Annotated in this window: 12 protein-coding genes; 8 read left to right on the forward strand and 4 right to left on the reverse strand. The window is 73.9% G+C overall.

Going from position 1 to position 15928, the window contains the following annotated elements; all coding sequences use genetic code 11:
- Window positions 1–150 precede the first annotated feature (150 nt).
- The 7 genes from ACIGFK_RS15090 to ACIGFK_RS15120 all read left to right on the forward strand — a co-directional run bounded on the left by ACIGFK_RS15090 (window position 151) and on the right by ACIGFK_RS15120 (window position 10686).
- Complete coding sequence (locus tag ACIGFK_RS15090; RefSeq protein ID WP_400052042.1) at window positions 151–1371, forward strand: Glu/Leu/Phe/Val dehydrogenase dimerization domain-containing protein; 1221 nt, start codon at window positions 151–153, stop codon at window positions 1369–1371.
- Window positions 1368–2855, forward strand: coding sequence for an adenylosuccinate lyase family protein (locus ACIGFK_RS15095; RefSeq protein WP_376655028.1), 1488 nt, complete (start codon window positions 1368–1370; stop codon window positions 2853–2855). The genes ACIGFK_RS15090 and ACIGFK_RS15095 overlap by 4 nt, the downstream gene beginning before the upstream one ends.
- A gap of 150 nt (window positions 2856–3005) precedes the next feature.
- Window positions 3006–6974 (forward strand): amino acid adenylation domain-containing protein, encoded by a 3969-nt coding sequence (locus ACIGFK_RS15100; protein WP_400052044.1) that lies wholly within the window; start codon window positions 3006–3008, stop codon window positions 6972–6974.
- Entirely contained in the window at window positions 6971–8263 is a 1293-nt protein-coding gene (locus ACIGFK_RS15105; RefSeq protein ID WP_386467063.1) for an MFS transporter, read from the forward strand. Before ACIGFK_RS15100 ends, ACIGFK_RS15105 begins: the two co-directional genes overlap by 4 nt.
- A gap of 82 nt (window positions 8264–8345) precedes the next feature.
- The gene (locus ACIGFK_RS15110; RefSeq protein WP_376655031.1) at window positions 8346–8642 is read left to right on the forward strand and encodes a phosphopantetheine-binding protein; all 297 of its coding nucleotides are present in this window, start codon (window positions 8346–8348) and stop codon (window positions 8640–8642) included.
- The gene (locus ACIGFK_RS15115) at window positions 8642–9583 is read left to right on the forward strand and encodes an NAD(P)-dependent oxidoreductase (protein WP_376655032.1); all 942 of its coding nucleotides are present in this window, start codon (window positions 8642–8644) and stop codon (window positions 9581–9583) included. Before ACIGFK_RS15110 ends, ACIGFK_RS15115 begins: the two co-directional genes overlap by 1 nt.
- Window positions 9584–9804: 221 nt before the next feature.
- Entirely contained in the window at window positions 9805–10686 is an 882-nt protein-coding gene (locus tag ACIGFK_RS15120) for a helix-turn-helix transcriptional regulator (protein ID WP_376655033.1), read from the forward strand.
- 120 nt (window positions 10687–10806) lie between these two features.
- Here the strand turns inward: ACIGFK_RS15120 and ACIGFK_RS15125 are convergent, their stop codons facing one another.
- The 3 genes from ACIGFK_RS15125 to ACIGFK_RS15135 all read right to left on the reverse strand — a co-directional run bounded on the left by ACIGFK_RS15125 (window position 10807) and on the right by ACIGFK_RS15135 (window position 13279).
- Entirely contained in the window at window positions 10807–11109 is a 303-nt protein-coding gene (locus tag ACIGFK_RS15125) for a hypothetical protein (protein ID WP_376655034.1), read from the reverse strand.
- Window positions 11106–11312: a hypothetical protein gene (locus tag ACIGFK_RS15130; protein ID WP_376655035.1), complete on the reverse strand. Its 207-nt coding sequence runs from the start codon at window positions 11310–11312 to the stop codon at window positions 11106–11108. The genes ACIGFK_RS15125 and ACIGFK_RS15130 overlap by 4 nt, the downstream gene beginning before the upstream one ends.
- A gap of 152 nt (window positions 11313–11464) precedes the next feature.
- Window positions 11465–13279, reverse strand: coding sequence for a hypothetical protein (locus ACIGFK_RS15135; protein WP_386467067.1), 1815 nt, complete (start codon window positions 13277–13279; stop codon window positions 11465–11467).
- Window positions 13280–13658: 379 nt separating this feature from the next.
- Here ACIGFK_RS15135 and ACIGFK_RS15140 point away from each other — a divergent pair, with 379 nt between their 5' ends.
- Window positions 13659–15161 (forward strand): FUSC family protein, encoded by a 1503-nt coding sequence (locus ACIGFK_RS15140; RefSeq protein WP_376655037.1) that lies wholly within the window; start codon window positions 13659–13661, stop codon window positions 15159–15161.
- A gap of 82 nt (window positions 15162–15243) precedes the next feature.
- Here ACIGFK_RS15140 and ACIGFK_RS15145 read toward each other — a convergent pair whose 3' ends face one another.
- Window positions 15244–15783: a hypothetical protein gene (locus tag ACIGFK_RS15145; RefSeq protein WP_376655038.1), complete on the reverse strand. Its 540-nt coding sequence runs from the start codon at window positions 15781–15783 to the stop codon at window positions 15244–15246.
- Window positions 15784–15928 lie beyond the last annotated feature (145 nt).

Here is a 15928-nt window from a genome sequence, read left to right on the forward strand (position 1 = left end):
GGCAGGGCCGGGCGTCGGCTGACAGGAAACTGCCGGGGCCGGTGCAGCTTCCTGATCCGGCCGGATCTGGTCCCGTCGAATTCCCGGTGCGAGATTTCTTCCGTCGGCTCGGCCGGCAGTCACATCCGGTGCGGAGGAAAGAGGGAAGCCGTGTCCACCACCATTCAGTACACCGACCCCGTCGAAGGCTTCAGCGGCTGGCTCGTCTACGACGGCCACACCGCGGACATCGCCGCCGGCGGATTCCGCGTCCAGCCCGGCGTCACCGAGGAACTCGTGGCGTCCCTGGCCTCCCGGATGACGCTCAAGCAGCGCGTGCTCGGTCTCGGGGTCGACGGCGCCAAGGCCGGCATCGACTACGACCCGGCCTCCCCGGGCAAGGCCGCCGCGGTCCGCCGCTTCCTCGGCTTCCTCCGCGAGGAGCTCTCGGAACGCTTCAGCATGGGCTGCGACATGGGCACCCGCTGGCACGAACTGGAGGAGCTGGCCGTCCTCGAGGGCATCCCCTCCATCAAGTACGTGGTGAAGAAGGCCCAGGGCATCGGCGACCAGGACTTCTTCGACCGGCTGCGCGCCCTGGACGCCCCGGTCGGCGCACTCACCCTCGGACAGCGCCGGGCCGGCCACGCACTGGCCCACGCAGCCCTGGCGACCGCTCGCCGCCAGGGACGCGAGCCCTCCGAACTGACCTGCTCCCTCCAGGGCTTCGGCAACATGGGCCGGGCCGCCGCCTACTCGCTGCTCGAGCACGGCGTCCGCATCACCGCCGTCGCCGACGCCCACGCCTGCGTCGTGGACCCGCGCGGGCTCGACATCGCCCGCATGCTGGACAGCGACCAGACCAGCGCCGTCGACTCCCTCGCCCCGGGCGCCCTGCGGCAGCCCCGCGAAAGCCTGCTGGACCTGCCCGCGGACGTACTCGTCCTCGCTGCCGGCGAGAACGCCATCGGCGAGGAGCAGGCCCGGGTGCTGCCGTGCCCGGTGGTCGTCGTCGGCTCCAACCACGGCCTCAGCGCCCCCGTCGAGCAGACGCTCGCCGACCACGGGGTGCTGGTGGTACCGGACTTCATCGGCGGGATCGGCGGCTCCGCCTCGATCGACGCGCTGTTCGGCCCGGCCGCCACCCCCACGCCCCAGGAAGTCCTCGACAGCGTCGCCGCGATGATGGACGACCTCCTGGACGACCTGCTCAGCCGGGCGCGCAACCTGCGCACCACCCCCCGCCAGGCCGCCCTCGACTTCGCCTCGGTGGCGATCGACAAGCGCGGCGACCGCCCCTACGGCACCGGCCCCTACTCCCAGAGCGCGCTGCGCCGGGCCGCCCGTACCCGCCGCACCGTCATCGGCGCCGCCTCCGGAGAGAACCGTTGAGCACCCTCACCCTGCCCGCAGCCCGGGCCACCGCCACCCCACCCACTCCGGACACGACGGGCACCATGCACACCGAAGCCGACGCCGGGTCCTGTACCCACGAGCGGGGCCACATCACGGACTCCCGCTTCTACGGCCACATCTACGCCACCGAGACCAGCCGCGAGATCTTCTGCGACGTCTGCCGCTTCCAGAGCTGGCTGGACGTCGAGGCCCAGCTCGCCCTCGCGCAGGCCGAACTCGGCATGATCCCCCAGTGGGCCGCCGACCGCATCGCGGACAGCGCCCGGGTCCACCTCCTCGACCTGGACGGCGTCCGGGCCGAGATCCGCCGCACCGCACACTCGCTGGTCGGGGTCCTGCGGGCCTTCCAGACGGTGTGCGGCCCCGAGGCGGGCGAGTTCATCCACTTCGGGACCACCACCCAGGACATCCAGGACACCGGCCAGGTCCTGGCCATGAAGCGGGTGCTGGACAACCTGCAGCAGCTGATCACCGGACTGGTCGCACGCCTCGTCGAGATCTCCGAGGAGCACGCCGCCACCGTCGTGCTCGGCCGCACCCACGCCCAGCCCGCCCTGCCGATCGGCTTCGGTCTGAAGGCCTCCGGCTGGATCGACGAACTGCTCCGCCACGCCGAGCGCGTCGAGGCGATGCGGCCGCGCGTCCTCGTGCTCCAGCTCTTCGGCGGCGCCGGCTCCATGGCCGGGTTCGACGGCCGCGGCCCGGAGCTGCTGGAGCGGCTCGCCGAGCGCCTCGGCCTGAGCGTGCCCGACACCGGCTGGCACGCGGCCCGCGACCGCATGGTCGAGTACGTCTCCACCCTCGCGATGGTCTCCGGCACCCTGGGCCGGATCGCCGACGAGATCCGCACCCTCGGCCGGCCGGAGATCGGCGAGGTGCAGGAGGCCTGGTACCTGGGCAAGGTCGGCAGCTCCACGATGCCGCACAAGCGCAACCCCGAGGGCTGCGAGCAGATCGTGGTCATGGCCCGCCTCGCCGCCGCCCAGGTCGGCACGGCGCTCACCGCGATGGGCGGCGACCACGAACGGGACGGCCGGACGCTGCGCATGGAGTGGGTGTGCGTCCCGGACGTCTCCCACTACACCCTGACGGCCTGCGAGATCACGACCCGGGTCCTCAAGGGGCTCTCCGTGCGGTCCGAGCGCGCGCTCGCCAACGTGCTGTCCGTCCGGGACCAGGTCGCCACCGAGAGCCTGATGCTCGCCTTCGCCGGCCACGTGGGCAAGCAGAGCGCCCACGAGCGGATCTACCAGCTGATCCAGCAGGGCATCAGCGAGCAGCGGTCCCTGCGCGAACTGATCGAGGCCGACGAGGAGCTGGGTGCCGTGCTCACCGCCCAGGAGCTGGACGTGCTCTTCGACCCCGCGCAGTACCTGGGCGAATCCGTCCGCCTGACCCACCGGGTGACCGAGCGGGCCCGCGCATGGCTGCGCGGGCGGGCCGACGCGGCTGCCGCCTAGGCCTGCCGTCCCGGTCCCGCCCGCCCCGCGACGCCCGGGGAGCCGTCGCGGACCGCCGCCGCCGGTCCGTGAAGAACGTACGCCCGCATCCCCACCAGCCTCTCCCGCGCGGTCCGGCCGCGCCCCCACCCCGTTTCGAGGAACGATCCGATGAACCCCGCATCCGCCGCCGCCCCGCTCTCCTCCGGCCAGCAGTCGCTGTGGCTCGACGAATCGCTGCGCGGCGAGTCCGCCGTCTACAACGTCCCCGTCGCCTACGAGATCCGCGGCGCCCTCGACACCGATGCCCTGGCCCAGGCCCTGACCTCGCTCCTGGCACGCCACCCGGCGCTGCGCAGCAGCGTCCACGTGACCGACGGGCAGCCGTCGCTGGTCACCGCCGCCCCCGGCGAGGTGCCGCTGGAGGTACGGGACCTGCGGGGCCGCCCGGCCGCCGAAGCAGAGAGCGCGGCAAGGGAGTTCGCCGCGGTGCCGCTCTCGCTGTCCGCGCTGCCGCTGCTGCGCGCCCTGCTGCTCCGCACCGGCGACCTGCAGGCGCTGCTCGTCCTGGTCGTCCACCACGGGTGCTTCGACAGCTGGTCCATCGAGGTACTGCGCGGGGAGCTCGCCGCCGGCTACGAGGCGGCCCTGGCCGGCACCCCGCTGCCCGCAGGGGAACTGCCGGCCTACGCCGAACAGCACCGGATCGCGCTGGCCGAGGCGGCCGCGGGCCACGAGGAGGAACTGGCGTACTGGACCGAGCGGCTCGCCGGTGCCCCCGCCGAGAGCACCTGGCCGCACGACCTGTCGCGGCCCGAGGCGGCGACCCAGCAGGGCGCGACCGCGGGCTTCGACATCCCCGGTGAACTCGCCGCCGGACTGCGCGCCCTGGCCCGCAGGCAGCGCACCACCCCCTTCGCCCTGTTCACGGCCGCCGTCCAGCTGCTGCTGGCCAGGGTCTCGCAGGAGCCCGCCGCCCACGACGGCACCATCGACGTCGCGATCGGCACCCCGGTGGCCCGGCGCGAGCACGCCGCGGCCGAGCAGCTGATCGGCTACCTGGCCAACACGGTCGTGCTGCGCCGCCGGATCTCACCGGAGGAGTCCTTCGCCGGCCTGGTCGCCCGTACCGGCAAGGAACTGCGCGCCGACCTGGGGCGGTCGGCCCTGCCCTTCCCGGCCCTGGTCAAGGCGCTGGCTCCGGGGCGGAGCCCGGACCGTTCGCCCTTCTTCCAGGTGATGCTGGTCGTGGAGGACGCGCCCGAGGCGGAGCTGCGCCTGGGCGCGGCGACCGGACGCGCCGTCCCGCTGCACTCGGGGACCGCGAAGTTCGACCTCACCCTGACCCTGGTCCCCGATGCGGCGGACGGCTACCGGGGCACCCTGGAGTACGCCACCGACGTCTACACCCCCGCGGCCGCCCAGGAGTTCACCCGTGCCCTGCTGAGCCTGCTCGGCGGAGCCGCGGCGGACCCGCTCACCCCGGTGGGCACCCTCCCGCTGACCGCGCAGGCGGCGGACGCCCTCACGGACGGCGAACCGGCCGACGGGCACGGCCCGGCGCGGCCGGCCGCCCACGAACTGTTCGACCGGACCGCGGACCGCATCCCGGGAGCCCCGGCCCTGCGCTGGGACGGCGGCGAGCTCGACTACGCCCGGCTGCGGCTCGCCGCGGACCGGCTGGCGCGCCGCCTCGGGGCCAACCGCGCCGTGGCCCTGTGCGCGCACCGCTCCCCGGAACTGGCCGTCGCCCTGCTGGCGGTGCTCAAGAGCGGCGCCGGCTACGTGCCGCTCGACCCGGCCTACCCGCGCGAGCGCCTGGACTACATGCTGGAGGACAGCAAGGCCGAACTCCTCCTCGTGCACTCCGACGTGGCCGGCACCATCACGGTGCCCGAGGGCGTACGGGTGCTGCTGCTGGACGACGTACTCGAAGGACTCGACGAACCGGAGGCGCCGGACACCGCACCCGCGCGGCAGGAGGGAGCCGCCCCGGCGGCGGACGGCCTCGGCTACGTCATCTACACCTCCGGCTCCACCGGACTGCCCAAGGGCGTCGAGATGCCGCACGGGCCGCTCGCCAACCTCATCGACTGGCAGCTCGGCCGCTCCGCGTCCGCAGAAGGCTGGAACACCCTGCAGTTCGCGGCGTTCAGCTTCGACGTGGCCTTCCAGGAACACTTCTCGACCTGGGCGAGCGGCGGCACGCTGATCCTGGTCGACGAGGAGGTGCGCCGCGACCCGGCCCGGCTCCTCGGCTATCTGGAAACCCAGGAGGTGCACCGGGTGTTCGCCCCCTTCGTCGCGCTCCAGCAGCTGGCCGACGCGGCCGCCGAGACCGGTACCTACCCGCAGGCGCTCCGCGAGGTCGTCACCGCCGGCGAGCAGCTCCAGGTGACCGACGCGCTGCGCACCTTCTTCACCCGCGTGCCCGCCTTCCTGGAGAACCAGTACGGCCCCTCGGAGACCCACGTCGTGACGGCGGAGCGGCTCACGGGCACGCCGGACACCTGGCCGGACCTGCCCGCCATCGGCCTGGCCGTGCAGCACACCCGGGTGGAGATCCTCGACGACCGCCGGCAGCCGCTGCCGGCCGGCGTGCCCGGCGAGATCTGCGTCTCCGGAGCGGCGCTCGCGGACGGCTACCGGGGCAAGCCCGAGATGACGGCGGAGCGGTTCGTGGTCCGCGACGGCCGCCGCCTCTACCGCACCGGCGACTTCGGCCGGACCCTGCCCGACGGGCGGATCCAGTGCCTGGGCCGCCGCGACGGCCAGGTCAAGGTCCGCGGCTACCGCATGGAGCTGGGGGAGATCGAGGCGCAGGTCCGCCGCCAGGAGGGGGTGGCCGACGCGGTGGTCGTCGTCGACGACTCGCCCACCCGGGGCAAGCGGCTCATCGCGCACTGCCTGCCCGCCGCCGGCGCGGAACTGGCCCCGCAGCGACTGCGCCGCGCCCTGCGCGGAGTCCTGCCGGACTACATGCTGCCGTCCGCCTACGTGACGGTCGACAGCTTCCCGCTGACCCCCAGCGGCAAGGTCGACCGCAAGGCGCTCGCCGCCCGGCCGCTGCCCGGCACGGCCCCCGGGGGCGGCGCGGCCGCGGCCCGCGACGCCGTCGAGTTCGAGATGTGCGACCTGTGGGCCAAGGCCCTGGGCCGGGCCTCCGTCGGCATCGACGAGGACTTCTTCGACCTGGGCGGTGACTCGCTCACTGCGGTCCGGCTGATGGGATCGGTCCGCGCCCACTTCGGAACCGGGCTCGAGCTCAACGAGCTGTTCCGCGCGCCCACCGTCGCCGCCCTGGCGCGCCGGGTGCGCGACGGTGCGGAGGCCGAGCCCGCCGGCCCGCTGGTCCGGCTGCGGGCGGGTGCCGAAGGGACGGCGCCGCTGTACCTCTTCCCGCCGCTCGCGGGCACGGTGGTGCGCTACGCGCCGGTCGCCCGCGCGCTCGGCGAGGGACTGACCGTCTACGGCCTGCAGTCCCCGGGCCTCCAGCCCGGCGAGGAGGCCTGCTCCACCATCGCGGACATGGCCCGCGTCTACATCGAGCAGATGCGCAAGGCCCACCCGGGAGGCCCCTGGCACGTGGGCGGGTACTCCATGGGCGGCGTGATCGCCTTCGAGGCGGCCCGGCAGCTGAAGGCGGCCGGCGAGGAGATCGGACTGGTCGCCCTGCTGGACACCAACCCCCGGATGGACCTGGACCCCACCGAGGACTACGCCACCCGGATCCTCGTCACCATGGCGCTCAAGCTCGACCTCGACCTGGCCGCACTCGGCGGACTGCCCGAGGAGGAGCGGATCCGGCTGCTGCTCGACCAGGGCATCGCCGCGGGCTCGCTGCCGGCGGACTACGACGAGGACCGGCTGCGGCGGATGCTGGAGGCCTACCGGCACAACGGCAGCGCCCTGGAGCGGCACGTCATCGAGCCGCTCGACGCGGACGTGGTCCTGTTCCGCGCCGAGGACCGCAGCGCGGACGTCACCGAGGAGCCGTACGACCTCGGCTGGGACGCACGGTGCGGCGGCCGCCTCACGGTCCGGGACACGCCCGGCACGCACTTCACGATGATGGACGCCGGCGGACCGCTGGAGACGCTGTGCGGCCTGATCGACGCCGAACTGGCGGCCCACCGATGAGCGCCGCCGCCGGGGACGGCACCACCGTGGACACCCGGGAGCCCGAGGCCGGTGCCGACGGCGCGCGGACCGGACTGCGGGCACCGCTGCGCCGGCGCCGCTTCCGGCTGCTGTACACGGGGCAGTGCCTCTCCCGCACGGGCGACTTCGTCTTCCAGGTGTCGCTCGCCGGGTACGCCGTCACCACGGGCAGCCCGGCGCTGCTGGCCTACACCCTGTTCGGGCAGGCCACCGGCACCGTGCTCATGCTGCTGGCCGGCGGGGCCCTCGCGGACCGGTTCGGTGCGCGCAAGGTGATGCTCTGGGCCGACCTGGCGCGCGTCCTGGCCACCGCCGGGGTGGCCGCCCAGGTCGCGGCGGGCGGCCGGAGCGTGTGGGCGATCGCCGCGTGCGGGCTGCTGCTGGGCCTGGGCGACGGAGCGTTCGAGCCCGCGTTCACCCTGGCCTTCACCGAACTGCTGCCGAAGGCCGAGTTGCTGGCCGCCAACTCGCTCCAGGCGATCGCCCTGCGCACCGCGGGCATCGCGGGAGCGGCGCTCGGCGGGGTACTGCTGGCAGCGGCCGGTGCCACCGTCTCGCTGGGACTGGGCACTGCCGGGTTCGCCCTGGCCCTGGCCCTGGTGCTGCTCGCGGGACGCTGGCCGGTGCCCGACCGGCCCGCCTCGGGCGACGGCCTGTTCAAGGAGGCCACCGGCGGGATCCGGTACGTCTTCTCGAACGCCTGGCTGTGGGTGTCCATCGGCAGCTTCGGTGTGAGCGTGGCGCTCGTCGTCGCCCCGGCCAAGGCCCTGCTGCCGCTCGCCTCCGCCGACGTGCTCGGCGGCGGCGCGAGCACCTACAGCCTGCTGGTCGGCAGCCAGGCCGCCGGTGCACTGCTCGGCGGGCTGCTGGTGGGCCGGCTGCGGCGGATCCCGCCGGGCCTGCTGATCTTCGGCGGAATGGCCGTCGTCTGCGGGGGCTTCGTGGTGCTCGGCCTGTCCCCCTCGCTGATCGCCTCCGTCGCCGTCGCCACCGTGGTGGGAGCCGTCCTGTCGGCCGCCACCGTCGCCTGGGCGGCCACCCTGCAGAGCAGGGTGCCCGGCGAGCTGATCGGCCGGGTCTCCAGCGTCGACTGGCTGATCTCGCTGGGCGTCTCCCCGCTCGCCCTGGTGGCCGTGCCGCACCTGCTCACGTACGGGGCCCCGGCGACCGTACTGGTCTCCGCCGCGGCGGTCGCGCTGGTGGTCAGCGCGGCGACGGCACTGGTCCCGGCCGTACGCAGCCTGGCCTGGCCGGCCGCACAGGCCTGAACCCCGGGCCGCCGCCCCCTGTTCGTCCCGTTCACCGTTGCCCGCCCACTGCTCGCCCGTACGACTTCCCAGGAGGAACCCCATGGACGACCGCCGACTGTTCACCGACGCTCCCGCCGTGCCCGCCGCCAACGAGACCGAGGCCGCGCTGGTCCGGCTCTGGGAAGAGGCGCTCCAGGTCCGCCCGGTCGGGCGGGACGACAACTTCTTCGAGCTGGGCGGCACGTCGATGCTCGCCACCCGGATCTGCGCCGGGGTGGAGCGGGTCACCGGCACCCGGCCCTCCGTCCACGAGCTGTTCGACACCGACACGCTGGCCGACTTCGCCCTGCACGTCGGCGCCCCGGCCCCGGGCCGCGTCCTGGTGACGGCCGCCTGATGGCACAGGTACTGATGGTGGACCCGATCCACCCCGACGCGCTGGACGACCTGCGCCGCCGCTACCAGGTGGCCCTGCACCCCAAGCCCGCCCCGGGGCAGCTCATCGAGCTGGCCCGGACCGCGGACGCCCTGGTCCTGCGGGCCGGCGTGCGCGTCACGCAGGAGGTGATCGCCGCAGCGCCCCGCCTGCGGACGGTGATCCGGGCCGGCGTGGGGCTGGACAACATCGACCTCGAGGCGGCCGCCCGGGCCGGCGTGCAGGTGCGCAACGTGCCCGGAGGCTCCAGTGACGCGGTGGCCGAGCTGGCGCTCGGCCTGATGCTCGCGGTGTGCCGCCGGATCGTGGTGGGAGACCGGCACACCCGGTCCACGGTGTGGCACAAGCAGGGACTGATGGGCAGCGAACTCCGCGGCAAGACCCTCGGGCTGATCGGCTTCGGCGGCATCGGGTCGCGGATCGCATCGCTGGCCCAGGGGTTCGGCATGGAGGTGGCCGTGGCGGTCGCCCGCCCGGGGCCCGACCGGGCACGGCAGCTGGCCGGACGCGGGATCCGGCTGGTGGCCCTGGACGAACTGCTGCCCGCGGCGGACGTGGTGTGCCTGTCCGTGCCGCTGACGGCGGACACCCGGGGGCTGATCGGCCGCGCCGAACTGGCCCTGATGAAGCCGGGCTCGTACCTGGTGAACGTGGCCCGCGGAGGGACGGTCGACGAGGAGGCCCTGCTGGAGGCGCTGCGGTCCGGGGCGCTCGCGGGAGCGGCGACCGACGTACTGGCCCGCGAGGGCGCGCCCACCGAACTGGCGTCGCTGGACAACGTGGTGCTGACCCCGCACATCGGGGCGCTGACCCGGGAGGCCCAACTCCGCATCGGGGAGCGGGTGGTGGAGCTTCTGGACGAGGCGCTGGCCCCGCTGCATCGGCTCAGGCTCACGGCCTGATCCCCTCGGCCGGCAGGCTGCATAGTCTTCCACAATGTGGAATAATATTTCCAAATTCAACCCCCCTGCGGTAGCGTTCGCCGTGGAATTCTCAGACCTGCAGGGGGGAATGCGTCGTGAGTCTGACGAGTCTGGGGCTGAGCCGGGGCGAGGAGAGCGTGTACCGGCACTTTCTTCGCACACCGGATTCCGGCCCCGAAGCGGCCGGTGAAAAACTAGGGATGAGCCGGGACGAAGCGGACTCCGCACTGCGGAGCCTGTGCCGGCACAAACTGGTCCGGGACGCCGGTGGCGGACGATGGGTCGCGATCGACCCCGCCCTCGGGATCGAGCGTCTGATCGAGCAGCGGCTGGGGGAGCTCAACGAACAGCTGCGGCTGGTCTCCTCGGCCCGACAGCTCATCCCCGAACTGGTGGAGGCGGCGCGCGCGGCGGACCGCCAGGAGAGCCCGGCAGGCGGGATCGAGCGGATCGACGGGCTGGCCGAGATCCGGGCCCGGCTGGACGACCTCGCCTTCTTCGCCCGCGAGGAGATGTTCGCGCTGCAGCCCGACGGACCCCTCACACCGGCCTTCATCGAGGCCGCCCGCCCCCTCGACCTCCGATGTATCAGGCGCGGGATCACCATGAGAACGGTGGTCCTGCGCACAGCGCTGGAAGACCCCGCCACCCGCGGCTACCTCTACGAGATGGCCGACATGGGGGCCGAATTCCGAACGGTCGACAAGGTCATGGACCGGATGGTGATCTACGACCGGGCCACGGCCGTCGTGCCGCTCGACCCGACCGACAGCGCCCGCGGGGCGCTCCTGGTCCGCCAGAGCGGACTCGTGTCCAACATGGTCGCCCTCTTCGAGAAGGTCTGGGCCTCTGCGGAACCCCTGCCCGGCAAGGACGCGAGCGAGGACTCCGACGGCATCACCGAGACCGACCGCGAGGTGCTGACCCTGCTCTCCCGGTTCGACAAGGACGAGATCGCGGCCCGCGAGATGGGGATCTCCATCCGCACCTTCCGGCGGCACGTGGCCGACCTCCTCCTGCGGCTGGGAGCGTCGAACCGCTTCCAGGCGGCGATGCTCGCCAAGGACCGCGGCTGGATGTAGCCGCCCGTTCCGTACGGCAGCGCGCGCCCGACCGGCAGCGCGCACGACAAAAAGGGCCTGACCACTGCACCCAGTGGATCAGGCCCTGCTCCGTACCCCCGCACCTGCGCACCGCGCCGCTCATCCGACCTCGCGGCACGCCAGGAACTCCCAGCCGTCCATCGCGGGGTCGCTCAGCGCGCGCCGCGCCTCGGCACAGGCGCGCGACACCGGAACGTCCCCGTCCCGCGAGAACCGCAGGACGATCGAGAGCCCGTCGTCCGTCAGGCCGTGGAACTCCGCCTGCCAGGCGGACGGCAGCAGCGCGAGCCAGCGGACCACGCTCAGCGGCGCGACTTCGGCGACGGCCGCGGAGTCGGCGCGGGCCACCAGCTCGATCTGCCGGCTGCGGACCGGCGCGCGGTGCTCCAGACGGGCGGTCACTGCCAGCCGTTCTCGGGCTTGTCCAGCGGGGCGACCTGCCAGCCGTTCTCCGCGAGGACGACGGTGGCGGGCGTCGACTGCCAGCCGTTGTCGGCCCGCGCGGCCGGCCCTTCGGCGGTGGTGACGACGCCCAGCGCGAGGGCCGTACAGAGGCCGATGAGGACGGCGGCGGCCTTGGCACGGGTGGTGAGCTGGGCGTTCATGACTTTCCTCCGAGTGGGTCGTCGTGCTGGTGACAGGTAGAAATCTGTCATCAGCCGAAGCCCGCTCCAATGGCCCGCGACGCCAGCAAACTGCCGCCGGGGCTGCAGTTTGCTGCCAGGTGCCCGGCGGTGTCTCCGCCGGGACCGGCAGGTCAGCGCAGGCACCCCGTGATCTGCACCGAGATCCTCGCGCTCCCGGTCAGCCCGGAGGCCACGTCGGTCGCGGAGAAGACGAGCGGATAGGTCCCGTCCGCCAGCAGCGGTACCGGGAACCGGCCGGACGCTCCGGCGCCGATCGTCACCGGCCCGTTCGGGCCGATGATCTGCCAGGTGGTGGCCTGCGGATCGGTGACGGCCCGGTCGCCGGGGCGCGTGCGCGCCGTACCGGCGAACGACTCCTCGCAGCCGCGCCGGAGCCTGCCGCCACCGCCCGGCTGCTGGATGGACACCGCAGGGGCCTGCGGCTGCGCGGAGGGCGAGTGCCCGGGCTGGGTGGCGGGCGGCGGCTGGTCCGGGCCGCCCGTCGTGGGGCCGGGAGTGGTCGGCGTACGCGGCGTGGGGGAGGCGCCCGGGGAGCCGCTGGGGCTCGGCGAGGGCGATCCGCCGGGCAGCGCGCTCGGCGAGGCCGCGGGCCCGGACTTCGAGGGCGCCAGGTCCAGGGCGGGCGGCAGCACCGGCCGGTTCACGGTGGGCGGCGCGGCCCCCTTGTCCGGAGAGGTGGGCTCGGCGTCGATGGTGCCGCACACGGCGCTCGCGACCATCCGCTGGCTGTCGGGGGCGGGGAAGACGCGCAGCCGGTCGTCACCGGCGCCGTGGGCGTGGTTGTCGAGGTAGACGTTGCCCGTCAGGGTCTCGGCGTCGGAATGCTCGATCCAGACCGTGTCGTGGTAGTCGGCGCCCGCCTGCTGCTGGTTGTGACCCGTGACGTGCCAGTCCTTCACCGGCCGGCCCGATGCCCCCGGCGTGGGCGCGTCCGTCGACGCGTACAGCCAGCCGTCGCCCAAGTAGCGCTGGGGGCCTGCCCCCCGCTCGTTGTCCGCCGGGAACAGGAAGCCGCCGCCCAGCACCAGCCGGCCCTTCGGGCACTTCACGGTGGCGTCCGCGGTGCCGCCCGCCCCGACCGCGACCGTGGCGGTGGCGATCGAGACGTCCTTGAGCCTGACGCAGACCGGCCGCAGGTCGACCGCGTAGTTCGACTGCGGGGGCTGCGGGTCGAGGACGTGGGTCTTGCGCTCCGCCCCTTCGGAGTTCCACATCCGGAAGGAGACCGGGGTCAGTTCCGTGCCCGGATTGACCGACACCGTCCAGTGTCCGGGCGCGGGTTTCCCGTCGAGCGCCTCGTCCGTGGTGAGCATGTCCATCGGTACGGGCGCCACGGCCCGTCCCTGGAGGTAGCGCGTCGCCCGGAACTCGACTCCGACCATCGTGAAGCCGCCCGTGCACGCGGGCCGCGCCAGCGCCTTGCGGAAGGCCTCGGTGTACGGGCCGTCGGTCGACAGGTCGTGCAGGGGGCCCTCGTCGGTCCTGGCGATCTTCGCCGAGTGGTCCTTGAAGGCGTGCGCCGCCCGGCCGGTGAACTCCTGGTGCGGTTCGAACTCCGGCTTGGCGTTCACGCACAGCGCGTACGAGGTGAGGGTGACGGGCGCGTCCCCCGGGTTGTACGCCGCCGACAGCCATGCCGCGCCGACGAACTCGCTCGTCGTCGCGAAGCCGCCGCCGGCGACCGCGTATCCGCCGCCGAGCGCGGTCTCGTGCTTCGCGCACGCCGCGACGACCGACTGCTCGCCGCCCGAGGGCACCTGTACCGACGCACTGCGCTGCACGACCACCACGTGCGGCTTCCCCTGCGTGGTCCACCAGACGCCGGCCCCCGCGGCGCCGCCGACCACCACGACCCCCGCGGCGACCGCGGCCGCGGTCTTCCCGCTGATCGTCCCGACCGTTTTCGCGAAGACCCCAGAGCTCATTTCCCCCGCTCCTCACCCCTCCGCCCGCCTGCGCACCCGCGGGGCCGTGGGCAATGTAGCGGCGCAAACCCGCCGATCACAGGGGCGCGGACACACCTGCCGAGACGTTTGCCGTCCGTTGGTCTCCCCATGGCCGAGAATCGCCCCTCAGGACTGTGCCATTGGCCCACTCGTGCGCTCCCAGGTTGAGCCATTGCCCTCTACATGCTTATCTGTGTCCTATCCATGTATCTACGGCGCCGCGCAGCGCCGGACCGGCAACGAGGCCGGACCGGACCGCGGTGCCTTCGTCGTGTCCGCAGGCCTCCCACCACCCCCGGGAGGCCCGCGGAACCGGCGCGCACCATCGCAAGGGGGGCGGCACACCGCCGTGAAGAGGATGTTCGTTGCTCCGGACCCGGGGCTCACGAGACTGCGGAACTCGGCCCGCGCGGTGATCGGCGTCGCCGCCGCCGTGGCCCTCGCCGAGCTGTGCGGTCTCTCCCTCACCGCTTCGATCACCGGGGGACTGGCGGCCCTGCTGGCCCTGTTCACCGTCCTGGACCCGAACGTGCCGGCCCAGCGCGTCACCACCGCCCTGCTGCCCGTCGCCGGATTCCCGGTCCTGGCCCTGGCCACCGGCCTGCACGGCATGCCCCTCGCCCGGGACGCCGCGTTCCTCGCCGTCGTCCTCGCCGGCGTCTACGCCCGCCGCTGGGGGCCGCGCGGGCACGCCCTCGGCATCTTCGGCTTCATGATGTTCTTCGTCACCCAGTTCCTGCACGCCGTGCCCGCACAGCTGCCCGAGCTGTTCGCCGCCGTCGGGCTGGCACTCCTGGCCTCGGGCGCCGTGCGCTTCGTCCTGTGGCCCATCGAGCGGCGCACCCCGCCGCCGCCCGCCCCGCCCGGGCTGCCCGGGACCGGGCTCGCCCGGCCCACCACCCGGCAGGCCTTCCAGGCCACCGCCGCCTGCGCCTTCGCGCTCGTCATCGGCCAGTACCTCTCCGAGGACCGCTGGTACTGGGCCGTCGGCACCGCCTGGTGGATCTTCGTCAACACCACCTCCCGCGGCGAGACCCTGGTACGGGGCTTCCGCCGGGTCCTCGGCACGGTCATCGGCATCGCCGCCGGCCTGCTGATCGCCGTACCGCTGCACGGAGCGCCCCTGCCGACCGCCGTGCTCGTCGCCGCGTGCGTCTTCGGGATCTTCTACACCGCGGCCCCTTCGTACTCGTGGATGATGTTCTTCGTGACCGTCATGGCCGGGCTGCTCTACGGCCTCCTCGGCGTCCTGCACCCCGGTCTGCTGCTCCTGCGGTTCCAGGAGACCGCGATCGGCGCGCTCGGCGCCGCCCTCGCCGTGGTCCTCATCCTGCCGGTCACCACCCACGCCACGAACTCCGCCTGGATCCGGCGGGCCCTGCGCTGCGTCCACGCCGCCACCGCCGAGGCCACCGCGCGCCTCGCCGGTTCCCCCACCGCAGACCCCGCGCCGCACGCGGCCGAACTGGAGGTCCTGCTGGCCCGCGTGCGGATGGCGCTCGGACCGCTCGTGCACCCCCTGAGCCCGTTCCGGGGCCGCAAGGAGCGCGCGGGGCAGGTCATCGCACTGCTGGACGACTGCGCCCGCGAGGTCCGCGGCCTCGCCGCGGTCGCCGCCGACCCGGACGCGAGCCACGACGCCCGCCTCGCCGCGGCCTGCTGGCGGGTCGAAGCGGCGGTCGAGGCGCTGACCGCCGCCGGCGAGAGGGACCGCGACCGGCACACCGCCGAGCCGGGCACGGCACCCCGGGCCGCCGAGACCGAACCCGCACTGGCCCACCTGTACGGCCTCGAGCAGGCGCTCACCGAGCTCGCCGGCCCCCTGCGCAGCTCCCGGCCCTCCCCCCTCGTCGACGCCTGACGGGCACCCGACGCCCGACACCCGGCCTGAGCGCCGGCCCGCGGACCGCCCCGTGGGCCGGCGCTCCGCCGTTCCCGGGGCCCTACCGGGTCTCGCGGACCAGCCGGTACGGCTCTCCCGCCAGCCAGATGCGGTCCTCCGCGTCCACATGGCACCCGAGGCGTGCGGGAAGGCCCCGCAGGTACGCGACGGCCGGGCCGGTCAGGCGCACCCTCCCGTCGCCCAGCCGGCTGATCCCCTTCGGCGCGCTCAGCGAGGCGAGCCAGGCGGCGTGCTCCCGGTGCAGCTCGGCGGTGTACGTCTCCCCGGACCCGCTCTCCCGTGCCAGGGCGTACAGGACGTCCCCGTAGCGCGCGTGGTCCAGGACGGACCGGACGGCCGCGTCGATCCCCGGCAGCCCGGCGTCCACCTGGTCGCAGGCGAAGACCCGGCCGGCGCGGGCCCGGGCGTACGCGAACCAGGTCCCGGCACGGGACGGGACGACGTAGCCGACCGGATAGCCGCCGGGGAGCCCGTCGTCCACGCAGACGTACACGATGCCAGCGGCATCGCTCCGCTCCCGTGTGAGGAAGAGCCCCCGCGTCTTCAGCAGCGTCGTGAGAGACCCGTCGATGACGGTCATGTCCGTGCTCCTTCCCCGGTCGTGGCGGCGGCCGCACCCCTCGTGGCGGCCGCCGCGCTTGCGAAACCGTCGCGGAAGGCGCTGCAATGCGGATGAAGTTCTGATGATCTGCGGCGCGGGGTGGAGGCATTCGGCAGTGGGGGCG

It is taken from the genome of Streptomyces sp. NPDC085524 (genome assembly GCF_044541755.1).
Taxonomy (GTDB): domain Bacteria; phylum Actinomycetota; class Actinomycetes; order Streptomycetales; family Streptomycetaceae; genus Streptomyces.

Excerpts from the sequence above, each read along its gene's own strand:
- ACIGFK_RS15100 (WP_400052044.1), top strand. The coding sequence starts at position 3,006 with ATGAACCCCGCATCCGCCGCCGCCCCGCTCTCCTCCGGCCAGCAGTCG.
- ACIGFK_RS15105 (WP_386467063.1), top strand. The coding sequence starts at position 6,971 with ATGAGCGCCGCCGCCGGGGACGGCACCACCGTGGACACCCGGGAGCCC.
- ACIGFK_RS15110 (WP_376655031.1), top strand. The coding sequence starts at position 8,346 with ATGGACGACCGCCGACTGTTCACCGACGCTCCCGCCGTGCCCGCCGCC.
- ACIGFK_RS15115 (WP_376655032.1), top strand. The coding sequence starts at position 8,642 with ATGGCACAGGTACTGATGGTGGACCCGATCCACCCCGACGCGCTGGAC.
- ACIGFK_RS15120 (WP_376655033.1), top strand. The coding sequence starts at position 9,805 with ATGAGCCGGGACGAAGCGGACTCCGCACTGCGGAGCCTGTGCCGGCAC.
- ACIGFK_RS15130 (WP_376655035.1), bottom strand. The coding sequence starts at position 11,312 with ATGAACGCCCAGCTCACCACCCGTGCCAAGGCCGCCGCCGTCCTCATC.
- ACIGFK_RS15135 (WP_386467067.1), bottom strand. The coding sequence starts at position 13,279 with ATGAGCTCTGGGGTCTTCGCGAAAACGGTCGGGACGATCAGCGGGAAG.
- ACIGFK_RS15140 (WP_376655037.1), top strand. The coding sequence starts at position 13,659 with ATGTTCGTTGCTCCGGACCCGGGGCTCACGAGACTGCGGAACTCGGCC.
- ACIGFK_RS15145 (WP_376655038.1), bottom strand. The coding sequence starts at position 15,783 with ATGACCGTCATCGACGGGTCTCTCACGACGCTGCTGAAGACGCGGGGG.